The 23133-nt window shown below is 63.5% G+C and carries 26 protein-coding genes; 19 read left to right on the forward strand and 7 right to left on the reverse strand.

Annotation, left to right across the window (positions count from 1 at the left end; translation table 11 throughout):
- The first annotated feature begins 138 nt into the window (after positions 1–138).
- From DZK26_RS00100 to murD, 7 genes are all read left to right on the forward strand, one after another.
- Positions 139–882: a hypothetical protein gene (locus tag DZK26_RS00100; protein ID WP_147306633.1), complete on the forward strand. Its 744-nt coding sequence runs from the start codon at positions 139–141 to the stop codon at positions 880–882.
- A 69-nt stretch (positions 883–951) separates the two neighbouring features.
- Positions 952–1209 carry a glutaredoxin 3 gene (gene grxC, locus DZK26_RS00105; RefSeq protein ID WP_404976170.1) on the forward strand — a complete coding sequence of 86 codons (258 nt, stop codon included), beginning with the start codon at positions 952–954 and terminating at the stop codon, positions 1207–1209.
- Between the two features lie 218 nt (positions 1210–1427).
- Positions 1428–2435, forward strand: coding sequence for an isocitrate dehydrogenase (locus DZK26_RS00110; RefSeq protein ID WP_116897862.1), 1008 nt, complete (start codon positions 1428–1430; stop codon positions 2433–2435).
- A 145-nt stretch (positions 2436–2580) separates the two neighbouring features.
- Positions 2581–3807: a hypothetical protein gene (locus tag DZK26_RS00115; RefSeq protein ID WP_116897861.1), complete on the forward strand. Its 1227-nt coding sequence runs from the start codon at positions 2581–2583 to the stop codon at positions 3805–3807.
- 113 nt (positions 3808–3920) lie between these two features.
- Positions 3921–5108: an AI-2E family transporter gene (locus DZK26_RS00120; protein ID WP_116897860.1), complete on the forward strand. Its 1188-nt coding sequence runs from the start codon at positions 3921–3923 to the stop codon at positions 5106–5108.
- A complete protein-coding gene (locus DZK26_RS14085) occupies positions 5095–6450 on the forward strand; it encodes an endonuclease domain-containing protein (protein WP_147306632.1) in 1356 nt (451 codons plus the stop codon). The genes DZK26_RS00120 and DZK26_RS14085 overlap by 14 nt, the downstream gene beginning before the upstream one ends.
- Positions 6428–7768, forward strand: a complete 1341-nt coding sequence (murD, locus tag DZK26_RS00130; protein WP_181918342.1) for a UDP-N-acetylmuramoyl-L-alanine--D-glutamate ligase — start codon at positions 6428–6430, stop codon at positions 7766–7768. The genes DZK26_RS14085 and murD overlap by 23 nt, the downstream gene beginning before the upstream one ends.
- Here the strand turns inward: murD and DZK26_RS00135 are convergent.
- Positions 7762–8760 (reverse strand): polyprenyl synthetase family protein, encoded by a 999-nt coding sequence (locus DZK26_RS00135; protein WP_116897857.1) that lies wholly within the window; start codon positions 8758–8760, stop codon positions 7762–7764. The two genes, murD and DZK26_RS00135, sit on opposite strands and share 7 nt — an antisense overlap.
- A gap of 120 nt (positions 8761–8880) precedes the next feature.
- Between DZK26_RS00135 and ssb the strand changes: the two genes are divergently transcribed.
- From ssb to DZK26_RS00170, 7 genes are all read left to right on the forward strand, one after another.
- Entirely contained in the window at positions 8881–9318 is a 438-nt protein-coding gene (ssb, locus tag DZK26_RS00140; protein ID WP_116897856.1) for a single-stranded DNA-binding protein, read from the forward strand.
- A gap of 228 nt (positions 9319–9546) precedes the next feature.
- Positions 9547–10596: a dTDP-glucose 4,6-dehydratase gene (gene rfbB, locus DZK26_RS00145; protein WP_116897855.1), complete on the forward strand. Its 1050-nt coding sequence runs from the start codon at positions 9547–9549 to the stop codon at positions 10594–10596.
- 39 nt (positions 10597–10635) lie between these two features.
- Positions 10636–11520 carry a glucose-1-phosphate thymidylyltransferase RfbA gene (gene rfbA, locus DZK26_RS00150; RefSeq protein ID WP_116897854.1) on the forward strand — a complete coding sequence of 295 codons (885 nt, stop codon included), beginning with the start codon at positions 10636–10638 and terminating at the stop codon, positions 11518–11520.
- Positions 11517–12065 carry a dTDP-4-dehydrorhamnose 3,5-epimerase gene (gene rfbC, locus DZK26_RS00155; RefSeq protein ID WP_116897853.1) on the forward strand — a complete coding sequence of 183 codons (549 nt, stop codon included), beginning with the start codon at positions 11517–11519 and terminating at the stop codon, positions 12063–12065. The genes rfbA and rfbC overlap by 4 nt, the downstream gene beginning before the upstream one ends.
- Complete coding sequence (gene rfbD, locus DZK26_RS00160; RefSeq protein WP_116897852.1) at positions 12062–12946, forward strand: dTDP-4-dehydrorhamnose reductase; 885 nt, start codon at positions 12062–12064, stop codon at positions 12944–12946. The genes rfbC and rfbD overlap by 4 nt, the downstream gene beginning before the upstream one ends.
- Complete coding sequence (locus tag DZK26_RS00165) at positions 12940–14355, forward strand: mannose-1-phosphate guanylyltransferase/mannose-6-phosphate isomerase (RefSeq protein ID WP_116897866.1); 1416 nt, start codon at positions 12940–12942, stop codon at positions 14353–14355. Before rfbD ends, DZK26_RS00165 begins: the two co-directional genes overlap by 7 nt.
- Positions 14356–14480: 125 nt before the next feature.
- The gene (locus DZK26_RS00170) at positions 14481–15452 is read left to right on the forward strand and encodes a DUF1684 domain-containing protein (RefSeq protein WP_116897851.1); all 972 of its coding nucleotides are present in this window, start codon (positions 14481–14483) and stop codon (positions 15450–15452) included.
- Positions 15453–15633: 181 nt separating this feature from the next.
- Here the strand turns inward: DZK26_RS00170 and DZK26_RS00175 are convergent, their stop codons facing one another.
- The 5 genes from DZK26_RS00175 to pspA all read right to left on the reverse strand — a co-directional run bounded on the left by DZK26_RS00175 (position 15634) and on the right by pspA (position 18284).
- Positions 15634–16416: an enoyl-CoA hydratase/isomerase family protein gene (locus DZK26_RS00175; RefSeq protein ID WP_116897850.1), complete on the reverse strand. Its 783-nt coding sequence runs from the start codon at positions 16414–16416 to the stop codon at positions 15634–15636.
- Positions 16417–16722: 306 nt separating this feature from the next.
- Positions 16723–16944, reverse strand: coding sequence for a hypothetical protein (locus DZK26_RS00180; protein WP_147306631.1), 222 nt, complete (start codon positions 16942–16944; stop codon positions 16723–16725).
- Positions 16945–16986: 42 nt separating this feature from the next.
- Complete coding sequence (pspC, locus tag DZK26_RS00185; protein ID WP_116897848.1) at positions 16987–17382, reverse strand: envelope stress response membrane protein PspC; 396 nt, start codon at positions 17380–17382, stop codon at positions 16987–16989.
- A complete protein-coding gene (pspB, locus tag DZK26_RS00190) occupies positions 17379–17612 on the reverse strand; it encodes an envelope stress response membrane protein PspB (protein WP_116897847.1) in 234 nt (77 codons plus the stop codon). Before pspB ends, pspC begins: the two co-directional genes overlap by 4 nt.
- A 6-nt stretch (positions 17613–17618) precedes the next feature.
- Positions 17619–18284, reverse strand: coding sequence for a phage shock protein PspA (gene pspA, locus DZK26_RS00195; protein WP_116897846.1), 666 nt, complete (start codon positions 18282–18284; stop codon positions 17619–17621).
- A 319-nt stretch (positions 18285–18603) separates the two neighbouring features.
- Between pspA and DZK26_RS00200 the strand changes: the two genes are divergently transcribed.
- Genes DZK26_RS00200 through DZK26_RS00210 form a run of 3 tightly spaced genes read left to right on the forward strand, consistent with a single transcriptional unit; the run spans position 18604 to position 20158 of the window.
- Positions 18604–19332, forward strand: coding sequence for an FKBP-type peptidyl-prolyl cis-trans isomerase (locus DZK26_RS00200; RefSeq protein ID WP_181918341.1), 729 nt, complete (start codon positions 18604–18606; stop codon positions 19330–19332).
- A 21-nt stretch (positions 19333–19353) separates the two neighbouring features.
- The gene (locus tag DZK26_RS00205) at positions 19354–19554 is read left to right on the forward strand and encodes a DUF1289 domain-containing protein (RefSeq protein WP_181918340.1); all 201 of its coding nucleotides are present in this window, start codon (positions 19354–19356) and stop codon (positions 19552–19554) included.
- Positions 19544–20158 (forward strand): CoA pyrophosphatase, encoded by a 615-nt coding sequence (locus DZK26_RS00210; protein ID WP_116897843.1) that lies wholly within the window; start codon positions 19544–19546, stop codon positions 20156–20158. Before DZK26_RS00205 ends, DZK26_RS00210 begins: the two co-directional genes overlap by 11 nt.
- 187 nt (positions 20159–20345) lie before the next feature.
- On the opposite strand, the gene DZK26_RS00215 is transcribed toward DZK26_RS00210, so the two are convergent.
- Entirely contained in the window at positions 20346–21821 is a 1476-nt protein-coding gene (locus tag DZK26_RS00215; protein WP_116897842.1) for a potassium/proton antiporter, read from the reverse strand.
- Between the two features lie 131 nt (positions 21822–21952).
- On the opposite strand from DZK26_RS00215, the gene DZK26_RS00220 reads away from it, so the two are divergent.
- Both DZK26_RS00220 and DZK26_RS00225 read left to right on the forward strand, forming a co-directional pair.
- Entirely contained in the window at positions 21953–22732 is a 780-nt protein-coding gene (locus DZK26_RS00220; protein ID WP_220376490.1) for an enoyl-CoA hydratase/isomerase family protein, read from the forward strand.
- A gap of 85 nt (positions 22733–22817) precedes the next feature.
- The gene (locus DZK26_RS00225) at positions 22818–23132 is read left to right on the forward strand and encodes a hypothetical protein (RefSeq protein WP_116897840.1); all 315 of its coding nucleotides are present in this window, start codon (positions 22818–22820) and stop codon (positions 23130–23132) included.
- The last annotated feature ends 1 nt before the right edge of the window (position 23133 follow it).

The following is a 23133-nucleotide window of genomic DNA, read 5'->3' on the forward strand; positions in this document are numbered from 1 at the left end:
AGCTACGGCTACTGTCACTCGGGTCGCACCACACGATCTGCGGCATTTCCGACTGAAACGCGCCCGCGCAGAGTTGTTTAGTGGCTCCTTACTTGGGATGATCCCGACATTGGTGGCAACAAGGAGCAGGATATGCGGATGATTCAACTAGCCGGCGTGGCCGGCGTGGCGGCGGCTTCGGCCATGGCCGGAGCGCTGACCGCCACCAGCCTGGTGCTGGGAGACGGCACCGAACCCGTGTTGCGCATTCTCGGACTCGAGCCGTTCGTCGACGATCCACCGTTACTGGTCAGCACGACCGCGGCTGAAGGTGTCGACAACTCTGCCTTTTACACGGTGATGCCGGAAGGGAAGTCGCTCGATGCCGGAGCACTCGGCGCCTCGACGCGAATGGAAGGTGGCGGTCGCGGCGTCGGAGCCACGCTGTATGCCGAAAACGACGGCGACAGCGGAACCGTGTGGGGCCTGAACAGCATGGGAGTGACCTGGACCGGCCGACCGGCCGTCGGTGCCGAGATAAACGGCTTCAACTACTCCGACGATTTCGCGCTGGTCCGGGGCATGGAGATCATAAACGGCGGTTCAGCGCCCACCGAACTGGGTTTGAGCGTCATGACCAGCAACGCACAGCCTGAGGGAAAACCGCAATACGGAATTGTGCTAGGCGGACCGGAGTTCGGCTACAGTGACCATGCGCCGGCTTCCGAGGCCGGTATCGTGGTCGATTCCATCGATTCCGGAGAGGCCCTCCGGATTGCCGCCGGAAATTTCATCAGCCTGGACGGCGCCGCCGGTCGTATCCGGTTGCGCTACAACCCGGAAGAAGACCGGATCGAATTCTTCAACGGTGATCGGCTGGCCCACAGTATTCCCATGGATTGATGAACGGTTGCGCGACAGCCCGTTCTTCGCCATTGGGCAACGGACATCACGAATAGAGGAGCCTGAACATTGAGCAAGGAAATCGTCATGTACACCAAGTCCACCTGTCCGTTCTGTCGGGCTGCGGCCGATCTGTTTCGGCGAAAAGGCGTGGCATGGTCGGAGATCGACATCGGGGCCGAGCCCGAGCGGCGCGACGAGATGATTGAACGCAGCGGGCGCCGCACGGTGCCGCAGATTTTCATCGGCGACGACCATGTCGGCGGTTTCGACGATCTCGACGCGCTGGAGCAGGAAGGCGCGCTCGACCGAATGCTGGGTTTCTAATCTCAAATTCCAAGCACCAAGTACCAAACAAATTCGAATGACCGAAATTTGAATGATCCAAACGGTCGAGTGCCAGAAGCCTGGTGGTTGCGATTGGTTTGACGCCGCCGGGTCGTCGGCGCGGGCCACCGAGGCATTCCGGGTGTGATGCCGGCTCACTATAGGAATTATAATGGACGGCTTGGATTCAACCGCTTGATCACTACAGGAACCATCGCGTGACGCAGCAGATTACCGTCATTCGGGGCGACGGCATCGGCCCCGAGATCATGGATGCGACACTCCGCATGCTCGATACCATCGGCGCGGATCTGAGCTACGACTTTCAGCTTGCCGGCATGGCCGCCCAGGAAGAGACGGGTGAACTTCTGCCCCAGGCAACGCTCGATTCGATCGACAAGAACCGTGTGGCGCTCAAGGCGCCGCTGACCACGCCGGTGGGCGGGGGGTTCAAGTCGCTCAATGTCGCGCTGCGCAAGCATTTCGACCTCTATGCCAATGTTCGCCCGGCGATCAGCTTCAAGGGCTCGAACTCGCGTTACGAGGATATCGACCTGATCACGGTGCGCGAGAACACCGAAGGTGCCTACCTGGGCGAAGGTGCCTGGACCGCGGCCGACGACAGCCGGGCGGAATCGAAAATGGTGGTCACGCGCAAGGGCTGTGAACGCGTGGTGCGTTTCGCTTTCGACCTGGCCCGTCGAACGGGCCGGAAGAAAGTCACAATCGTGCACAAGGCCAACATCCTCAAGGACGTGACCGGCATGTTCCTGCGCGTGGCCCACGAGGTGGCCGAAGATTACAAGGACATCGAAAGCAACGACCTGATCGTCGACAACGCCTGCATGCAACTGGTGATGCGACCCGAGCAGTTCGACGTGATCGTCACGACCAACCTGTTCGGTGACATCATTTCCGACCTGTGTGCCGGCCTGGTCGGCGGGCTGGGTCTGGCGCCGGGCGCCAACATCGGCGAGAAGGTGGCCATGTTCGAAGCCGTGCACGGCTCGGCGCCCGATATCGCAGGGAAGGGCGTTGCCAATCCCTGTGCGTTGATGCTGGGGGCGGCCCAGATGCTCGAGCATCTCGATCAGAACGATCGCGCCGGGCGTCTCCGAAAGGCCATTGCCGAGGTCATCGAAGACGGTGACCGGACCACGCCGGACCTGGGCGGCAGCGGCACCACCGAAAGCTTCACCGACGCCATCTGCGAACGCCTGGGCTGACCGCCCGAAGCGTGACTGATCGGCTTGTTGCTCATGTGCAACAATCCGGCGGCCGGCGCAGGAACAGTGATGCCAGGGGATAGCGGAAATCACGGGGCTGTCCATGCACGCGGGCGTTGTATTTTTGCCATGTGTGACGGTACACTTGCGCCGTGACCATGTCGCAGACCTGATCCTGATGCGCCGACTCTTGTCCATCGTTGTCCTGACCGTTGCCCTGGTGGTGGCCTCGCCGGGCTGGTCGATGCCGCGCATGTCCGGCTCGATGCACCTATCTCCCTACGCCGGCCTGGCCTGGTACGTGGCTGGTTTTGAGCTCGGGCCCTGGGATCAGTATCTGGTCCACGAGATCACGCCCGATCTCGAACGCTTGTCGAAGCGCAGGTTGCCGCACGTCAGCTGGCTGCAGATCGATGAAACCATCATCCTCCCGGATTTCGCGCTGCCGCTGATGAACTCCCAGGGGCGCTCGCCGCTCAGGCTGTCGTTCCGGCAGGGTCGCGCGGGCCTGCTGCTCAGCGAACCCCTGATGGACAGCATGCGCAATGCCAATCGCTTTCAGCAGTCGGTCGTGATGCCGGGGCTTTCGCACCGTGTCGGGCCCAACAGCGACTTGACCGTCAGTGCCGTGCTGGCCAGCCAGCGTTACGGTACCGCGGCCATGAACTTCGAGTCTTCGTCCTCCCGGCTCGGCCAGACCGACCCGGCCGATCCGCTCATACTCGATCCGTCACGAACCGAGGTTTCGAATGGCACTGGCCTGCGATTCGCCCTGAGCAGTCAGGTGGTTAACGGCGTGCGGCTCGAAGCAGCCTTTCAGTCGCGCATCAATATGGACGAATTCGCCACCGTTCGCGGCGTCCACGGCGCCAGCGCCGAACTCGATATTCCGCCGCGCGTCCAGCTGGGCCTGGAACTCCATACCACGCCACGTTCGTGGGTGAACTTCGGTGTCTCGCAGATTTTCTACAGCGACGTCGGCGCTTTCCCGAGCCGCTCGTTGCCGGCGCGATTCACTGCACTCCTGGGCGATCGCAACAGTCCCAGCTTCGCCTGGGATGACCTGACCGTCTACAGCCTGGGCTGGCGCTGGCAGGCGTCCGACGATGATGTCGAGTTGTTCGTCGATTACCGAACGCGCACGCAACCGCGCCCGACGGCACCCAAGCTGGCAGCCGCGCTGAGGTCGGAGCTGGCCAGCAATGCCCTCATTGCCGGGGTTTCAAAAGGAGTCGGCGAAGCCACCCGGCTGCACCTGAACGCGGCCTATGCGCCGCCCGAATACGCCTTCGGCGGCAACTTCCTGGGCGTGGTCAGCAATGAGCTCGACCAGGACTTCGAGGTACAGGCCATGCTGAGCCTTGATTTCTGACGCCCGGCTTGAACAGTTTTCCTTACCCGCAGCAACAACACTCCTGATCGGCACGTTGCCCGGTGGCCTTCTTGCGGGGAAGGTCCACCGGGCAGGGCTTGTATAATTCAAGCATGATCGCGCGCGTCTCCGACTGGTTCCAACGGCATTTTTCCGACCCGCAGGTCGTCATCCTGGCGCTATTCCTGGCCCTGGGCGTGCTGGCCATCGCCCTGTTCGGGAAGATGCTTGCGCCGGTGCTGGCCAGCCTGGTGCTCGCCTATCTGCTCGAAGGCGGCGTCCAGCGGCTCGAACGGATCGGCGTACCCCGGCTGCTCAGCGTCATCAGTGTGTTCACCGGTTTCATGGCGGCACTCGTCTACCTGCTCTTCGGCCTGGTGCCGATGCTCACGCGCCAGATTGCCGCCATCGTTCGGGACCTGCCCAGTTATGTGGCCCTTGCACAGGACTGGGTTGCCAAGCTGCCTGAACGATATCCCCAACTGGTAGCGCCAGCCGAGTCGGAAGCGGAAACCGAGGCTGTGGCCGGCACGGGTTCCGAGCTGGTGGCCGACCAGGCCGAGCGCGAGCTTGCCCTGATTTCGCAGGAGCAGCTCTCCCGCTGGCTCGACAACATCGGTGCCGAACTGGTCAATTACGGCGCCACGCTGGTTTCCTTCTCGGGCGTGATGAGTGCCGTCAACCTGTTGATCTTCCTGGTGCTGATGCCGGTGCTGGTCTTCTTTTTCCTCAAGGACAAGCACAAGCTGGTCGCCTGGGCCGGCCAGTACCTGCCGCGCGATCGCGACCTGGTCACCAGTGTCTGGCACGAAGTGGATTCACAAATCGGCAATTACGTTCGCGGCAAGGTGCTCGAAATCCTGATCGTGTGGGTCGTGACCTATGCGGTTTTCGCGCTGTTCGAAATGCCTTTCCTGATGCTGCTGTCCATGCTGGTCGGCTTCTCGGTCATCATTCCCTATATCGGTGCCGCCGTGGTGACCGTGCCCGTGGCGCTGGTCGCGCTGGTCGCGTTCGGCCCGGGGGCGACCTTCTGGTACGTGTTGATCGCCTATGCCATCATCCAGGCGCTGGACGGCAACTTGCTGGTTCCCATTTTGTTCTCCGAGGTCGTCAGCCTCCATCCCGTCGCCATCATCACTGCCGTTCTCATCTTCGGCGGAATCTGGGGTTTCTGGGGCGTGTTTTTCGCCATTCCCCTAGCGACCCTGGTCAATGCAGTGTTGCGCGCCTGGCCGCGATTGCCGGATGACGACGACGGGAAGAGCGAACAGGAAGCATCGGCGGATGCCCCCGTCTGATTCGGCCCGGCCGACATCGAGCCCGGTGGGGTGGCGGCGCGAAGACAGCCAGACCTTTAGCTTCGGCGCACGTCGATTCGATCCGGCCACCGGGTGGATCGAATTGGCCTATCAGCTCGACGGCATCGAACTGCTCGAACGTTTCCGGCTGCCGGCCAACGGTGAACGTATCGATTGCCCTCGGGCGCTCGATGCCGCGCTGGATCTGCTGCACTGGACGGCCGGTATCAGTTACTGGAAGGCGAGCTGCCCGCCCTCCATCGACTTCGCCGATCACCGCCCGGACGAGTGGCAGGCAGTATGGCTGGCCCGGCTGTATCGCGAGGGACTGGCCGAATTCGCCTGGCGCAACGGGCTGGACCAGTCCCGGTGGGCTGAATTTCCGATATCCGAGCGAGCCGCTGCGGCCGCGGAGCCTTGTGCCCTGCCGCGCCGTTCACTTGTGCCGATGGGCGGCGGGAAGGACTCACTCGTGGCGCTGGAGCGATTGCGTCGCCGGGGCGGGGAGCTTGCCACGGTTCAGGTCGGACAGGCAGCGCTGATTCGCCAGGTGGCCGGTGCGGCGGATACGCACCACCTGGTCGTCGAACGGCATGTCGACCCGAAGCTGGCCGAGTTTAACCGTCTTGGCGCCTGGAACGGGCATGTGCCGATCACCGCCATCAATGCTTGTGTGCTGATCTTTCTGGCGCTGGTGCAGGGTTTCGACCGGGTGGTGTTCGCCAACGAACGCTCGGCCGACGAGGCCACGCTGCACGACGCGCAGGGCAGGCCGGTCAACCACCAGTTCTCCAAGTCGCTGGCTTTCGAAGCGATGCTGGGCGAGTGGATCGAGCGTTACATCACGCCCGACCTGGCCGTGTTCTCGCTGCTCCGTCGTGATCGCGAACTGGCGGTGTGCCGCGAGTTTGCCGACCTCGAGCGCTATCACGACGTTTTTTCCTCCTGCAACCGCAACTTCCATCTCGACGGCGCCCGGACGGAGCGCTGGTGCGGTCGCTGCCCGAAGTGCCATTTCGTGTTTCTGGCCCTGGCGCCCTTTATGGACCCCGAGTCACTGAACGGAATTTTCGGCGCCAATCTGCTCGAGGACGAATCCCAGCTTCCGGGATTCCGAGACTTGCTCGCGGTCGACGGCGCCAAGCCTTTCGAGTGCGTCGGCGAGGCCGGCGAGGCCCGTGCGGCCCTGGCGGCCCTGGCCCGCGATCCGCGCTGGCGTGATTGCGCGGTGGTAGCCGGCCTGGCACCACTCCTGGTGGGCCTGGATGTGCCCGATATCGACGAACTCTGCCGGCCCGGCCGGTCACACCGCATTCCCGATGACCTGCTCACCCACGCTTGACTGGCTGCTGGCGCAGCGAATCGGACTGCTCGGCTACGGCCGCGACGGTCGGGCGACGGCCCGGGCGTTGTTGGCCCGCGATCCCGGTGCGAGTCTGACGGTCCTGGTCGAGGGCGGTGAGGCCGATTCCGAACTGCCGGTCGTCAATGGTCCCTTCGACTCGCGCCTGAAGGATTTTGACGTGCTGGTTCGCTCGCCGGGTGTGCCGGTGGATCATCCCGCACTGAGAGCCGCACGCGAGGCCGGGGTGCCCGTCGTCAATCCGGCCTCGATCTGGCTGGCCGAGAAGGGCGGCGAGCTGACGGTCGTCGGCGTGACCGGCTCGAAGGGCAAGAGCACGACATCCTCGCTGCTGGCCCACCTGCTGCGGGCACAGGGGCACGAGGTTCTGCTGGGCGGCAATATCGGGGTGCCGTTGCTCGATCATCTCGACACGGCGGCCGAAATCGCCGTTGTCGAATTATCGAGCTACCAGCTGGCAGACCTGCAGGGAAGCCTGGATCTCGGTTTGTTCACGCGACTGTTTCCCGAACACCTCGATTGGCACGGCACTGAGGCGGCCTACATCGCCGCCAAGCTCAGGATCGCCGAACTGCTGGACGGTCGCCCGCTACTGGTCAACGGTGGCGACGAGCGCCTGGTCGCCGCCACCGGGTCGTTGCCCGGCCGCGTGCTCGCCAATCGCCCGCCGGGTGTGTGGCGCGACGGCAATCGACTGATGATCGGCGACGCCCCGCTTTGCCCCGAGGGCGTGCTGCCCCTGATCGGTCAACACAACCTCGACAACGCGGCACTGGCCCTGCAGGCCGCGATCATGCTCGGGAACGACAGCCGAGAACTGGTCGATGCCCTCGCGACTTTCCGGCCACTGCCCCATCGCCTCGAGCCGGTGGCGACCCTCGACGGCGTGCGCTACATCAATGATTCGATTTCGACCAGCCCCTGGGCCACGGTCGCGGCGCTGGATGCGCTCGGCGATGCACCCGTGATCCTGATCGCCGGCGGCCAGTCCCGGCCGGCCGACTGGCAGCCGGTCCTCGATCGGGTTGGCGAGCACGGACTCGAGGCCTTGTTGACGATTCCCGACAATGGGGCGGACATTGCCCGATGTTTTCGAGAAACGGTCAGGGATCGGGTCGGCACGATCGAAAACCTGGACGGGCTCGATCTCGCAGTTGCGCGTGCTCGCGAGCTGGCGCAAAGCGGTGCCGTGGTGCTGCTTTCGCCCGGCGCCCCGAGTTTCAGCCGCTTTCGCGATTTCGAACAGCGTGGTGAACGTTTCCGCGAGCTGGTAAGCGGAAGGAGCCTCTGTCAGTAAGCCCGATTGACGGCGTAGCCGGCCAGGAATTCCAGGGCGCTGCGCTCCTCGCTTTCGGGCAACACCGACAAGGCCAGTGTCGCTTTTCGCGACAGTTCCCGGGCCTGGGACATCGCCAGATCGAGCGCGCCGGTACGCTCCATGGTCCGGCGAACGTCGGTAATACGGTCGCTGCCGCCGGCCTCGATGATCTCCCGGATCAGGGCTCGCTCATCACTGTCGGCGGCCTCCAGGGCAAGGATCAGGGGCAGGGTGACCTTGCCCTCGGCCAGGTCGTCGCCGGTATTCTTGCCGAGGTCGTCGCCGTCGGCGCGATAATCGAGTACATCGTCGACGATCTGGAAGGCCTGGCCCAGGTAAAGACCGTATTCGGCCAGTCGTTCGCAGGCGTCGTCATCCATCTCGCCCAGCACGCCGCCCAGCCGGGCGCTGGCGGCGAACAGGCAGGCCGTCTTGTCGGAGATGACCTGGTAGTAGTCTTCCACGCCGAGGTCCGGGTTGCCCATGTGCATCAGCTGCAGAACTTCGCCTTCGGCAATCGTGTTGGTGGTGTCGGCCAGGATGTTCATGATGCGCATCCGGTCGAGTTCGACCATCAACTGGAAACTGCGCGAGTACAGGAAGTCGCCGACCAGCACAGAGGCCGCGTTACCCCAGAGACGATGGGCCGTTACCTGTCCGCGTCGACGGGAGGACTCGTCGACCACGTCATCGTGGAGCAGGGTGGAGGTGTGGATGAACTCGATGATCGCCGCCAGCTTGAGGTGATCGCGGCCGTCGTAGCCTGCCGCCCGGGCGCACAGGAGGTGGACCAGCGGCCGCATGCGCTTGCCGCCGCCGCTGATGATGTGCCGGCTGATCTGGTTGACCAGCACGACATCGGAGGCCAGCCGGTCGATGATGAGGCGGTCGACCGCCCGGCGGTCGGCGCGGGTCAGCTCGAGAATGTCATCCAGGCGGGACGGCGCCGTGGGCGAGGAAAAATCGTTCATGGCTGACAATTATACGGGTCGATGTCTTACGCCGTGGCGCGCGATTCGGGCAGGGGCGTGGCCGGGTGCCTGTGCTAGACTTTCGCGCATCTTCACACACAGAAAGGAGAGGCCTGCGCCATGGCCCGTGGAATCAACAAGGCGATCCTGATCGGCAACCTCGGCGCCGATCCTGAAACCCGACACACCGCCGGCGGCAACGCCGTGACCAACATCCGCATTGCCACATCGGAGAACTGGCGCGACAAGCAGACCGGCGAGCAGCAGGAGCGGACCGAGTGGCACCGCGTGGTGATGTTCGGCAAGCTCGGCGAGATTGCCGGTGAGTACTTGCGCAAGGGCTCCAAGGTCTACATCGAAGGTCGCATCCAGACCCGCAAGTGGCAGGGGCAGGACGGCCAGGACCGCTGGACCACCGAAATCGTCGCCAATGAAATGCAGATGCTCGACAGCCGCGGCGGCAGCGCGCCATTCGACGACAACAACCAGTCCCAGCAGAACTACGACGGCCCGCCCAGCGACAACAGCGGCGGCCTGGAAGACGATATTCCGTTCTGAATGGGCCGAACCGCGTAAAAGCACATTAACCGCAAAGACGCGAAGAACGCGAAGGAACGAAAAAGATAAAGCCGCTAGCCACGGAAAACACGGAATGGCACGGAATCAAGAACATTCAGAAGGGTTTTCCCTCTCTTTCCGTGTCCTTCCGTGACTTCCGTGGTTCCAGCTTTTTCTTTGCGCTCTTCGCGTCTTTGCGGTTAGTTTTTCCTGAGAGACGATCTGAGAATGAGTACGATCCTTGTCACCGGTGGCGCCGGTTTTATCGGTTCCAACTTTGTCCACCACGTGCTCGCGTCGGGCGACACCCGGGTGGTCAACCTCGACCTTTTGACCTACGCCGGCAACCGCGAGTCGCTGGCCGGCCTGCCGGACGATCGGCACGTGTTCGTCGAGGGCGATATCTGCGACGGGCCTCTGGTGCGCCGGCTGCTGGATGAGCACCGGCCCGACGCCATCGTGCATTTCGCGGCCGAAAGCCACGTCGACCGTTCGATCGACGACCCGGGTGCTTTCATCCGCACCAACGTCACCGGCACCCAGACCCTGCTCGATGCCGCGCTGGAATACTGGCAGGGCGGGGCGAGCGACTTCCGCTTCGTGCATGTGTCCACCGACGAGGTCTACGGCACGCTCGGTCCCGACGAGCCGGGTTTCACCGAGACACATCGCTACGCACCTAACTCACCGTATGCCGCCTCCAAGGCCGCCGCCGATCATCTCGCCCGGTCCTGGCACCGCACCTACGGCCTGCCGGTGATGATCACCAACTGCTCGAACAACTACGGCCCCTTCCAGTTTCCCGAAAAGCTCATTCCGCTGATGCTGATCAATGCCCTCGAGGGCGAGAAGCTGCCGGTCTACGGCGACGGCCAGCAGCACCGCGACTGGCTTTTCGTCACCGACCATTGCCGCGCGATCGAGCGGGTGCTCGAAGACGGCGAGCCGGGCCGGGTCTACAACATCGGCGGCAATGCCGAAATGGCCAACCTCGATGTCGTCCATCTCCTGTGCGACCTGCTCGACGAGCGCGTGGCGGCCGAGCAACCGCGGCGCGAACTGATCGAATACGTCACCGACCGCCCCGGCCACGACCGCCGCTACGCCATCGATGCCACCCGCATCCGCGACGAACTCGGCTGGGAACCCTCGGTCGACTTCGCCGAAGGCCTGGCAAAGACCGTCGACTGGTACCTCGAAAACCGCGACTGGTGGCAACGCATCCGCGACGGCCGCTACCGCTCCGAGCGGTTGGGCGTCGCCCGGGTAAAATCCTGAGGTCTTACTTCACACTTCACACTTCACACTTAACACTCAATGACAAGAAAAGGCATCATCCTGGCCGGCGGCTCCGGTACACGGCTCTACCCGCTCACGCAGGTGATCAGCAAGCAGCTGCTGCCGGTCTACGACAAGCCGATGGTCTACTACCCGCTGTCGACCATGATGCAGGCGGGTATTCGCGAGATCCTGATGATCACCACCCCGCACGAACAGGCCCTGTTCAAGCGCCTGCTCGGTGACGGCAGCCAGTGGGGGATCGAGCTTTCCTATGCCGTGCAGGACGAGCCGCGCGGGCTGGCCGATGCCTTCATCATCGGGCGTGACTTCATCGACGGCCATCCCTCCTGCCTGATCCTGGGTGACAACATCTTCCACGGCGGCGGTTTGCGCGAGCTGCTCGAGCGCGCCAACGCCCGCGAGCACGGCGCCACGGTGTTCGGCTACTGGGTCAGTGATCCGCAGCGCTACGGCGTGGCCGAGATGGATGCCGACGGCCGAGTGCTCTCGCTGGAGGAAAAGCCCGAACAGCCCAAGTCGAACTACGCGGTGACCGGCCTGTACTTCTACGACGAGCGCGTCTGCGATTTCGCCGCCGACCTGGCGCCGTCCGAACGCGGCGAGCTGGAAATCACCGATCTCAACCGGCGCTACCTCGAGGCCGGTGACCTGACCGTCGAGCGCATGGGCCGCGGCTACGCCTGGCTCGATACCGGCACGCATGCCTCGCTGCAGCAGGCATCGAGCTACATCGAGACGCTGGAATCGCGCCAGGGCCTGCGCGTGGCCTGCCCCGAGGAAATCGCCTTTCGCCAGGGCTGGATCACCACCGGTCAACTTCTGGAACTGGCCGAACCGCTGACCAAGAGCGGGTATGGCGATTACCTGCGCATGATTGCACGCACGGCCGAACCCTCATGAAAGTGACCGATACCGATCTCCCCGGCGTCAAGCTCGTGGAACCGCGCGTGTTCGGTGACGAGCGCGGCTGGTTTCTCGAGACCTGGCGCGAGGAGCGCTATCGCGAACACGGTATCGGCCCGGCCTTCGTCCAGGCCAACTGCTCGCAATCCGGGCGCGGCGTGTTGCGCGGACTGCACTACCAGTGGCCCGAGCCGCAGGGCAAGCTGGTCTGGGTCAGCAGCGGCCGGGTATTCGACGTGGCCGTCGACATCCGCCCCGGCTCGAGCCACTTCGGACGCTGGACGGCGCTGGAAATCGACGCCGAAAACCATCAGCAGCTGTGGATCCCCGAAGGCTTCGCGCACGGTTTCCAGGTGCTCAGCGACACGGCCACGTTCAACTATCTCTGCACACGCCCGTATCGCGGCGAGCATGACGCATCGATCGCCTGGGACGACCCGGACATTGCCGTCGACTGGCCGCTGGATCCGGCCGGGTTGTCGGACAAGGACCGAGCCGCGCCCCGCCTGGCCGAGATCCAGCGCGATCACCTGCCGTCATGACCACGCTGCTGCTGGGCGCCAACGGTCAGCTCGGCCGCCATCTGCGCACCGAAATCGCCAGTATGGTGACCTGTGCCCGCAGCCGGGCCGATCACTCGCTGGACCTGTCTGATATCGAGTCTGTTCCGGTACTGCTCGATCGGGTGCGGCCGGACGTCATCGTCAATGCGGCCGCCTGGACCGCGGTGGACGATGCCGAGGATCATGAATCCGAAGCCTTTCGCCTCAATCACGATCTTCCCGCCGCGCTGGCCGAGTGGTGCCGCGGCCACGAGGCCTTGCTGGTGCATTACTCGACCGACTACGTCTTCAGCGGCGAGCCTGGACGACCCTGGCGCGAGGAAGATCCGGTGGCACCGGAATCCGCCTATGGCCGCACCAAGCTGGCCGGCGAACAGGCAATCGCGACCAGCGGCTGCCGGGCCCTGGTGTTGCGCACGGCCTGGGTCTACAGTGCCCTGCCGGGCAACTTCGTCTCCGCCATTCTCAATCGGGCCGGTGAAGGGCAGGATCTGAAGGTCGTGGCCGACCAGACCGGCTCGCCGACCTGGGCCGGTACGCTGGCGCAGGCCACGCGCCGGCTATTGTCCCGTGGCGAGGTCGTCGACCGACCCGAGTTGCTGCATGTGGCCGGGCAGGGCGCGATGACCTGGTATGACCTGGCCGGGCGGGCCGTGCAGCTGGCCGCGGAGCGTGGCATCATTCCCGGCATCGTCGACGTCGAGCCGATCGGCAGCGACCAGTGGCCGCAGAAGGCGCAGCGCCCCGCCTGGTCGGTACTCGACGGATCGCGCTATGAACAATTCACCGGCCGGCCGCTGCCCGATTGCGAGCAGGCGCTGGCCGAGTGCCTGGACCAATGGAGCAACGTCCCATGCTGATACCCGTGATCATGTCCGGCGGCGCCGGCACCCGGTTGTGGCCGGTGTCGCGCAAGGCACATCCCAAACCCTTCATGCGTCTGGCCGACGGGCAGACCCTGGCGGCCAGCACCATTCGCCGGGCGCTGGCGGTGGGGGATTCGCCGGTCACGCTGACTGTCACCGGGCGCGACTATTATTTTCTCACGCGCGACGAATATCTGTCCGTCGACACTTCGGCCGAGCACCGCTTCCTGCTCGAGCCCGAAGGCCGCAATACGGCGCCGGCCATCGCCGCGGCCGCGCTTTGGGCAGAGCAGCTCTATGGCCCCGAGACCCGCTTGCTGGTGATGCCGGCCGATCACCTGATTCGTGACCTGGAGGCCTTCTCCGCAGCCGTCACGCATGCCGATGCCCTGGCCGCGGATGGCTGGCTGACCTGTCTCGGGGTGACGCCCACCCATGCCGAAACCGGCTACGGCTATATCCGCTCCGGTGAGCCGATCGGCGATCACGGCCGCGAAATCCGCGCCTTCGTGGAAAAGCCCGACCAGGAGACCGCGCGACGCTACTTCGAATCCGGCGACTATCTCTGGAATGCCGGCATGTTCTGTTTCCGCGCCGATACCATCCTGGCGGCACTCGAATCGCACGCCGGGGATATCCTGGAACGGGTTCGGAACACCTGGGCGGAGACCGATGCAGACGTGTCGCCGATCGAGCTCGACGCCGAGCGATTCGCGCAGGTGCGGGCCGACTCGATCGATTTCGCCGTCATGGAAAAGGCCGAGCGTCGCGCCGTGGTGCCGGTCGACTGTGGCTGGAGCGATATCGGTTCCTGGCAGGCCATCAGCGATCTCTACGAAACCGACGCCCTGGGTAATCGCGTCCAGGGCGAGGCCGTCCTGGTCGACGCCCGCAATACGTTCGTGCAGGGCGAAAAGCGGCTGGTGGCCGCCGTCGGCGTCGAGAATCTGGTCATCGTCGATACCGGCGATGCCGTACTCGTGGCCAGCAGGGACCGCGCGCAGGAAGTCAAGGCGGTGGTCGAGGAATTGACCCGCAACAACGACCAGCTGGCGGTCTTCCACCGTACCGTCCACCGTCCCTGGGGCAGTTTCACCGTGCTGGAGGACGCCGAGGATTGCAAGGTCAAGCGCCTGGTCGTCAAGCCCGGCGGTGTCCTGTCGCTGCAGCGGCATCAGTATCGCAGTGAGCACTGGACGGTCGTCTCCGGGCAGGCAAAAGTGCGCGTCGGTGACGAGGAACGCATATACGGTGCCAACGAGACGGTCGAGATTCCGGTCGGCAATCTGCACCGGCTGGAAAACCCCGGCACCGAGGACGTGCATATCATCGAGGTGCAGACCGGGAACTATTTCGGTGAGGATGATATCGAGCGGTTGGAAGATGTGTATGGACGAACTTGAGCAACTGCAAATTCGAAATTCCAAGCACCAAATACGAAACAAATTCGAATGGCCGAAATTCGAATGATCGAAACTCATGGGGTAGTTCTTTCAGAGACTCCTCAGTTCAATCGGGAGCGAAGGTCATGAGGCGGATTCATAGAGCGTTTTCCGCAAGCCGTTGGGTGGTTGCCATCGCGGCAGGCGTGCTGCTGCTTGCTGCCTGTGCCGTTAACGAACCCAGGCCGGAAGCGCCGCGGGATGCATCCCGATCGGATGAGGACGTGGCGGCCTGGCGGGCGGAGGCGATTGACTGGCGGCAGCGCCGTCATGATCGACTGACCGACCCCTACGGATGGCTGAGCCTGGTCGGACTCGATTTCGTCGACGACGGTCGCTGGATTGTCGGAGCAGCCGAGGGAGCGGATATAACCATGCCGGCAGGTCCTCGGTACTGGGGCGAGTTGATCGTCGAGGGCACGCAAGCGCGCTTCGAGCCGGCTTCCGATGCCGTGCGTGTCGACGGGCGCGCCGGGGTGGCCGGCACGCTCGTCCAGCCCGGTCGTGACGAGCCGGTGTGGGTACAGGCCGCCGACGTCCGTTTCCAGATCATTGAGCGCAACGAGCGCCTGGCGGTGCGCACCCGCTGGCCCCGCGCGGAATCCCGCACCGAATTCAAGGGCCTGGACTATTTTCCCTTCGACCCGGACTGGCGGGTCGAGGCGCGTTTCGACTACCACCCGCCGGGCACGACCATGCCGGTCGGCAGCGTGCTGGGTGACGTCACGCAGGAACCCAACCTGGGCACGGCGGTTTTCGAATACGAAGGTGAGACCTACCGCCTGGAAGCCCAGGCCTCCGCTGACGATGAAGAACTGTTCTTCGTGTTCGCCGACCGGACCACGGATCGCGAAACCTACGGGGCAGGGCGCATGCTCTATGCGCCCATGCCCGACGAAAACGACCGCACGGTGCTGGACTTCAACCGCGCCTACAACCCGCCGTGCACCTTCACCGAGTATTCCACCTGCCCCCTGCCGCCGCCGGAAAACCGCCTCGACGTGCGCATCACCGCGGGTGAAAAGGACTACGCGGGAGAGACCGGCTACCTGAAGTAATGGCCACTGAAATCGTCTGAAAAAAAGCGAATAACCACGGAAATCACGGAATACACGGAATCGACAGGTATGCCATCCGGCCTCTGGTTCAGGACTAATGGCTCGCCGATTTCAAGTGGGGAGTTTCTCTTCTCTTTCCGTGAACTTCCGTGCCTTCCGTGGTTGAATTGGTTCTTTTAATTCAGCGACCTTTGAATTCCGGTGTGCGCTTCTCGAGGAACGCGCCGGTGCCTTCCTGCATGTCTTCGGTGGCGCAGCACAGGGCAAAGCGGGCGGTCTCCAGCGCCAGGCCGGTCTGCAGGTCGGTGTCCGCACCCTGGTTGATGGCCTGCAGGATGCCGCGCACGGCCTCCGGGGCCGCATTGGCCAACTGACCGGCCAGGTCGTTCACGGCCGATTCCAGTTCACCCGGTTCAACCACGCGATTGACGATGCCGAGCTGCTCGGCGCGTTCGGCCTTGACGGGCTCTCCGGTCAGCGCCATCTCCAGCGCGCGGGTAGTGCCGACCAGGCGTAGCAGGCGTTGCGTGCCGCCGAAACCAGGCATGATCCCGAGCTTGATCTCCGGCAGGCCCAGCCGGGCATTGTTCGAGGCGATGCGCAGGTGGCACCCCAGCGCCAGCTCCATGCCGCCGCCGAGCGCGAATCCGTTAATGGCGGCAATGACCGGCTTTTCCGAGCTCTGGATCCGGCTCATCAGTGCCTGGCCCGTCGCCGAGAAAGTGCGGGCTTCCACCGCGGTCTGTTCGCGGATTTCGCTGATGTCGGCGCCCGCCACGAAGGCCTTTTCGCCGGCGCCGGTGATGACGACCACGCGGACCTCGTCGGCATCGTCGGCATCCATCATCGCCTGCTGCAGTTCCCCGACCGTCTGCCGGTTTAGGGCGTTGAGTTTGTCGGGCCGGTTGACGGTGATCGTGCGCACGGCGTCGCGATCGTCGATCAGGAGATTATCGAATGGCATGGGTGTGGAGCTCCCGGTTTGGTTCGGTTGGAGCCCGATAGTGTAAGGGCTTCCGGAATGCCGGTAGCGCGTGATTATCCGGGGCCTCGCACGGTGCGGGTGGCAGTGAGCGAGGCCTTGGTTTCGGATGAGTGCGAGGTCCCGGCTCGTAGGCCGGGACGACGCTTCGCGTCGGTTTCAGGTTTCGGGTTCGGGAAGGACGGTGCGGTTGGAGTAGCGACGGGCGGCTCGGCGGCCGCCCGTTTCTGTCATTCGAGCATTGATATTTCGAATTTGTTTGAGATTTGGTGCTTCGGATTTGGTGCTTTAGTTGCTCTCGACTACCCGCATGATCAGCCAGGTCGCAAACCCCAGAGTGGTCACTCCTGCCAGAAGCAGGGCCACCGCTGGCGCAATCGGCGCCAATTCCGCCAGCAGGGCGCTGGCGTGGGGCAGGGCGTTGGAAAGACACTCGGAGTTTGCAATCGCGCCAACCAGACCTTCGCCGATTCCGGCCAGGGCGGCCGGAATCAGAAGAATCAAGAGCACGATTGTCAGTATCAAGTGCACGGCGAATGTGGATTCAAGCAATCAGTCGCGCAGCTCGCGGTCGATGCGATACTCGCTGGAGGTCAGCCAGGCTTCCATGCGTTGCAGTCGCTTGTCCAGTTCACGAAAGCGATGGTTGAGGCTGCTGACGCCGTCCTTGGGGCCCTTTCGCACTTCCTGCCAGAAGGCCTCGTCGTGTTCGTCGCGATACAGGTTGACCGGACGCCTGGGCAGCAGAATCCACAGCACGATGTAGCCGATGAGCATCACCGCGGTGAAGGGCAGGGCCAGCAGGACGGTAATGACACGCAGGGCCGTCAGGTTGAAGCCGGTCCAGTCGGCGATGCCGGCACATACGCCGCCGAGGATGCTGCGCTCCTTGTTGCGATACAGTCGATTGCGGCTGGGTCGTTCGTATTCGACGTGTCCGTGTTTCATGTGCGGTTTCTCCAGTTCGGGCTGTCGGCGTCGAGAATGCGCTCGAGGGTGTGGATACGTTCCTCCATCTTTCGAGCGCTCTCGTGCAGTTCCTCCATCAGCGCTTCATCCTTGCTGTTGAGGCGCCGGTTGGCCGAGTTGCGGGTGGCGTAGTGGAGGATCAGCCAGATCGGCGCCACGATGACCAGAAACAGGACGATCGGCACGAACAGGATTTCGCTGAACGTCATCGCGAATTACTCCTTGTTGCGGCGAGACTTGAGTTCGGTGAGGGCTTCCTCGACCCGTTCGTCGCGCTCGAGCGCCTCGAATTCCGAGCTGAGGGTCTGGCCCTTGCGGCCCATGTCCAGCGACTCCGCCTCGGATTCGATGCGCTCGATGCGTTCCTCGGCGGCATCGAACCGATGCAGCATCTCATCGATCTTGTCGTTGTAGACGTGCTTTTTCGTCTTGAGGTGGTGATTGGCCGAACGGTGGCGCATGACAAGCGCTCGCTGCCGATTGCGGGCGTCGGTCAGCTTGGCCTGCAGCTTGCCGATGTCCTCGTCGTACTTGGTCAGCTGCTCCTCGTATTGCTCGAGTTCCTCTTTCAGGTAGGCGATTCGATCGCCCAACGCGGTTTTCTCGGCCAGCGCGGCACGGGCAAGGTCCTCGCGGTCCTTTTCCAGGGCCAGTTCGGCCTTTCGTTCCCATTCGATCTGCTGCTGTTCCAGGCGCTTGAGCAGGCGCGTGCGTTCCTTCTTCTCGGCAATGCACTTGGCCGTGGCCGAGCGGATTTCGACCAGCGTGTCTTCCATTTCCTGAATCATCAGGCGGATCATCTTCTCGGGGTCTTCCGCCTTTTCGAGGGCAGAGTTGAGATTGGCGTTGATGATGTCGCCCATGCGGGAAAAGATGCCCATGTGTGACTCCTGTGCGGTTTGGTTGTTGCCTGCACTGGACTAAGCAAGCCTCGTGCCAGCCCACGGCCGCGAGGAAAATCAGGGATTTACGGACGAACCGGGTATCCGATATGGTTAAATTTGCTCTTATTTTGGTAAATATAACCACACATTCGAGTTGAACCATCGTCGGGCGCGGGTGGTCCATTCAGGCGCACAGTGGAATTTCACGCTGTCAATTTTCGCGCTCCGGCGCCCGTGGCCAGCAGGGTAGTGGTCGGGTACAATGCCGGCTTTCGCAATTTCCGCTTTCAAACAACTTTCCTTCAACGGAGGCAACATGCAGAAGTTTTTCCTACCAGCGGCACTGGCCCTTTTTCTGGCCGCGCCGGCTGCAGCCCAGGACCTGGAAAGTGAGCAGGGACAGTTGGGCTATTCCATCGGTTATGAGTTCGGTGCAGAACTCAACAGTTATGAAATCGACGTGGAGCTCGAGGCTGTCCTGCAGGCGGTTCGCGACGCCTACAATCAGCAAGAACCGAAAGTCGACATGGAGATCATGCGTGATCGCATGACCGAGCTGCAGGAAAGGCTGCGCCAGGAACGCATGGAAGCTTTCGAAGCCATGGCCGAAGAGAACAAGGTCAAGGCCGAGGAATTCCTCGCCGAGAACCAAAACAAGAATGGCATCGAGGTCCTTCCCAGCGGCGTCCAGTACCGCGTGATCGTTGAAGGCGATGGCGAACGTCCCACGCTCGACGACACGGTCACCGTGCATTACCGCGGCTCGAAGATCGACGGTCGCGAGTTCGACAGTTCCTTCCGCCGCGGTGTGCCCGCGGTCTTCGAGGTCAACTCGGTCATCGAAGGCTGGCAGGAAGTGTTGCCGCTGATGCGCGAAGGCGCCGAATGGCAGGTGTTCCTGCCGCCCGAGCTCGCCTTCGGTGTACGCGGCGATCCGCCGGTCATCGGCCCGAACGAAGCGCTGAAGTTCGATATCAAGCTCGAGCAGATCGGTGCGCCGGAAGACTACGAGGGCCAGACCCAGGCCCCGGGCGAGGCCCAGTAGAAGAAGCAGAAGAAGGTCTCGATGAGCGACCCCGCACGAGCGATTCCCGAAGTGGAGTCGCCCTGCATCGGAACCTGTACGCTGGGTCCCGGCGGCCTGTGCGTGGGTTGCTTCCGTTCCGCCACGGAGATCGCCGGCTGGCTGGGCTATTCGCCTGAAAAGCGCCGCGAGATCATGCAGGCCCTGCCTGCCCGGGCGGATTGCCTGTTCGATGAAGACTGAAGCCGCGCTCCAGCTCGATGAGCTGGTGGCGCGGCTGCATTCTCCCGATACCCCCCACGAGCGTCTTCCCCTGGGCGGTTTCCGGCCAGTACATGACCGCTGGAACCCACGGCCGGCGGCCGTGCTCATTCCCATCGTCCAGGAACCCGAGCCCGCGATCATCCTGACCGTTCGCAGCCGCCGCATGGCGCTGCATGCCGGCCAGGTGGCACTGCCCGGCGGCCGACGGGAATCGAAGGAATCCTTTCCCCTGGCAACGGCCCTGCGCGAGACCAGCGAGGAGATCGGAATCGATGCCGGCATGGTGTCCGTCCACGGCCTGCTCGATCGTTTCGACACGATCACCGGCTACCGCATCGTGCCCGTGGTGGCCACGATTGACGGTACGCCCGAGATGCGCCCCTGCCCGCGAGAGGTTGAAACGATCTTCACGTTGCCCATGGCGACGGTACTCGACCCCGACAGTTATCGGCACCACCGCGTCACCCGCGGTGGCCACAGCCACGACCTCGTCACCATGGCGCATCCCCGCTGGATGATCTGGGGCGCCACCGCCGCCATCCTCCACCAGTTTCACTTGAAGATGACCGTCCCTAACGACTGAGGGCGACTTGCCAGGCCGTGTTGCCCGCAATGACCAAGTACCAAATTCCAATTTTCAAACAAGAACCAATGATCAATTGATGAATGATCGAAACCGTAACGGCCAGGTCTGTTGCATTGAAAATTGATCATTGAACATTGTTTGTAAATTGGTGCTTGATGATTGGAAATTCCGGCGCCTACATCGGCTAATCATCCTCTCGCAGGCCGAACATCAGTTCCACCGACCGCTTGTCCTCAGGTTGAACCATGATGTGGACATGATCACCCGCCTGCAGCACGGTGTCGGGTGTGACCGGCAGCGCCTGTTTTTCGCGCACCACGAGCAGGATGTCGGCACCGGCCGGTAGCGGCAGCATGCGTGCCGGTTGTCCGGTCGCCAGGGCGGCCGGGTGCAGGTTGAAGGAAATGATCTGCACCGGCAGGCTGTCGATGGCGTTGATTTCCAGCACCGGGGCGGGCCGCTGCACGCTGCCGCGTTCGACGCCGAAGAGCGATACGGCCCAACGCACCGTGGCGCCCGGAATCAGGGCGTTGACCACCACCACGAAGAACACCAGGTGAAACAGGGTCATCGCGTTCTCGACGCCGGCCATGACCGGATAGGTGGCCAGAAGAATGGGCACCGCACCGCGTAGCCCCACCCAGGAAATGAAGGCGGTCTCGCGGGCGCTATAGCGAAACGGCAGCAGGCACAGCGTCACCACCAGTGGACGGGCGACGAGCGCCAGTGCCAGGGCCACCACCAGGCCGCGCCAGCCGAATGACACCAGGATCTGCGGCACGGCGAGCAGGCCGAGTACCAAAAACATCGAAATCTGCGCCAGCCAGGCCAGGGCGTCGTGTACGCGCAGGATGCCAGAGCGGTAGGGCAGGCGCTGGTTGCCCAGCATCATGGCGGTGATGTAGACCGCCAGAAACCCCGAGCCCATGAACAGCGTTGGAATACCGAAGGCGAGCATGGCCAGCGCCAGCGTCAGCGCCGGGTAGAGACCGGCGGCCGGCACCCGGATGCGCGCGAGCATCTGCGAGCCCAGCCATCCCATCGCCAGCCCCGCACCCAGGCCGACGGCAAGCTGAATGGCCACGTGGCCGAGGAAGTCGGGCCAGCTGAATGGCTCGCTGCCGATCAGCTGAGCGGTCAGGGTCAGTGTCAGGATCACGGCCATGGGGTCGTTGAGACCCGACTCCAGCTCCAGGGTGGCACCGACCCGTCGGCGCAGCTGTACATCCGAGCCACGCAGGGAAGAAAATACCGCGGCCGCGTCGGTCGAGGAAACGATGGCGCCCAGCAAAAGGGCCATCATCCAGTCCAGGCCCAGCAGCCAGGCCGTCAGGGCGACCACGAAGGCGGTGCCCACCACGGCCAGACTGGCCAGGAGGGATGCGGGCAGCAAGTGTTCGCGGACCTGGCGGAAGGGTGTGTTCAGCCCGCCGTCGAACAGGATCAGGACCAGGCCCATGGTGCCGATGCGAAAGGCCAGGTCAAAATCGATCAGGTCGTGGCCGAAGCGTGAACCGACCACGAGACCGATGAGCAGAAAGACCAGCACCACCGGGATGCCGATGCGTTCCGATGGTCGGCTGAACAGCACGCTCAGGACCAGCAGCAAACCGGCTGCGGTCAGTGCCAATGCCGTACTGCCCGGCTCCGATTCGAACACGCCCTGTCACTCCCATTTCTCACTTGCCATTCATCATAACCGCAGGTGATGACAGATCGACCGTGGCGATGACGGTGCAAGGCATGATGGGTTGATTACCCATCGGCATGGACACAGCGGTAAACTTCCCAATGTACCCAACACAGGACGTCATCGGAATGCTGAAGAACATCGATCACGGCGACGGCATCACCGAAATTCGCCTCGACCGGCCGCCGGTCAATGCACTCAACCCGGCCCTCGTGACCGCACTGGACGAGGCCATCGGGAAAGCCACCGACGACGGCGCCCGCGCTCTGGTCATATCGGGAAGCGAGGGCCTGTTTTCCGCCGGGCTGGACGTACCCGAGCTGCTTACCCTCGACGAGCAAGGGATGCGCGAATTCTGGGAGTCGCTTTTCGGCTTGCTCGAGCGCATCGCCCGCAGCCCCGTCCCGATCGTGACCGCCTTGACCGGGCACAGCCCCGCCGGCGGCACCGTCATTGCCTTGTTCGCCGACTACCGGGTTCAGGCCGAGGGTGATTTCCGGCTCGGTCTCAACGAGGTCCAGGTCGGCCTGGTCGTGCCGCCGGCCATTCATCGCGCCCTGGTGCGACTGATCGGACCGTACCCGGCCGAGCGCCATCTGGTCGCCGGCGAGATGATCCCCGCGGCCGAAGCGCTGGAGTTGGGCATGGTCGACGAACTGGCGCCACCGGCCGATGTGGTCGAGCGTTCCGTCGTCTGGTGCCGCGAACTGCTCAAGCTGCCCAGGCATTCGATGTCGGCCACGCGCCAACTCTGCCGTGCGGAGTTGGGGGCGTTGTTCGACGATCGCGACGCGCTGGATATCGACGCCTTCGTCGCCGGCTGGTTCGACGAGCAGACTCAGGCAACGCTCAAGAAGCTGGTCGAGCGACTCAAAGGCTGAGCGAACTCTTGTTGCTCCCGCAGCGCGCGGGGGCTATGCTGAATTGACCCCAACAAACCGGAGTGGCTGCTCCGGGAGGTGTGTCATGGCACAGGCCCAGGTCGATGATCGCAGGCGTTATCTGCGCTACCCGCCGGACGAGACCGAAGTCGTCCTTCTGCAGTTTTCCAATACCACGCCCAGCGAGGAAGTCTTCGAACCCGAGACCGCCGGCCTGGTGTGCGAGGAATCGCGCGGCGGCCTGCGCGTAGTCGTTCTCACGCGCGGTCCGATCCGGTCAGTGGAGAAGGGCGCACGCTGCGTTATACAGGTGGCCAACCTGGGGCTTCAGGCGGCCGAAATCCGCTGGATGGACGCCATCGACGATGATGTGGTGAAACTCGGCCTCGAGTTCAGTTGAG

It is taken from the genome of Wenzhouxiangella sp. 15190 (genome assembly GCF_003417465.1).
Classification (GTDB): Bacteria; Pseudomonadota; Gammaproteobacteria; order Xanthomonadales; family Wenzhouxiangellaceae; genus Wenzhouxiangella.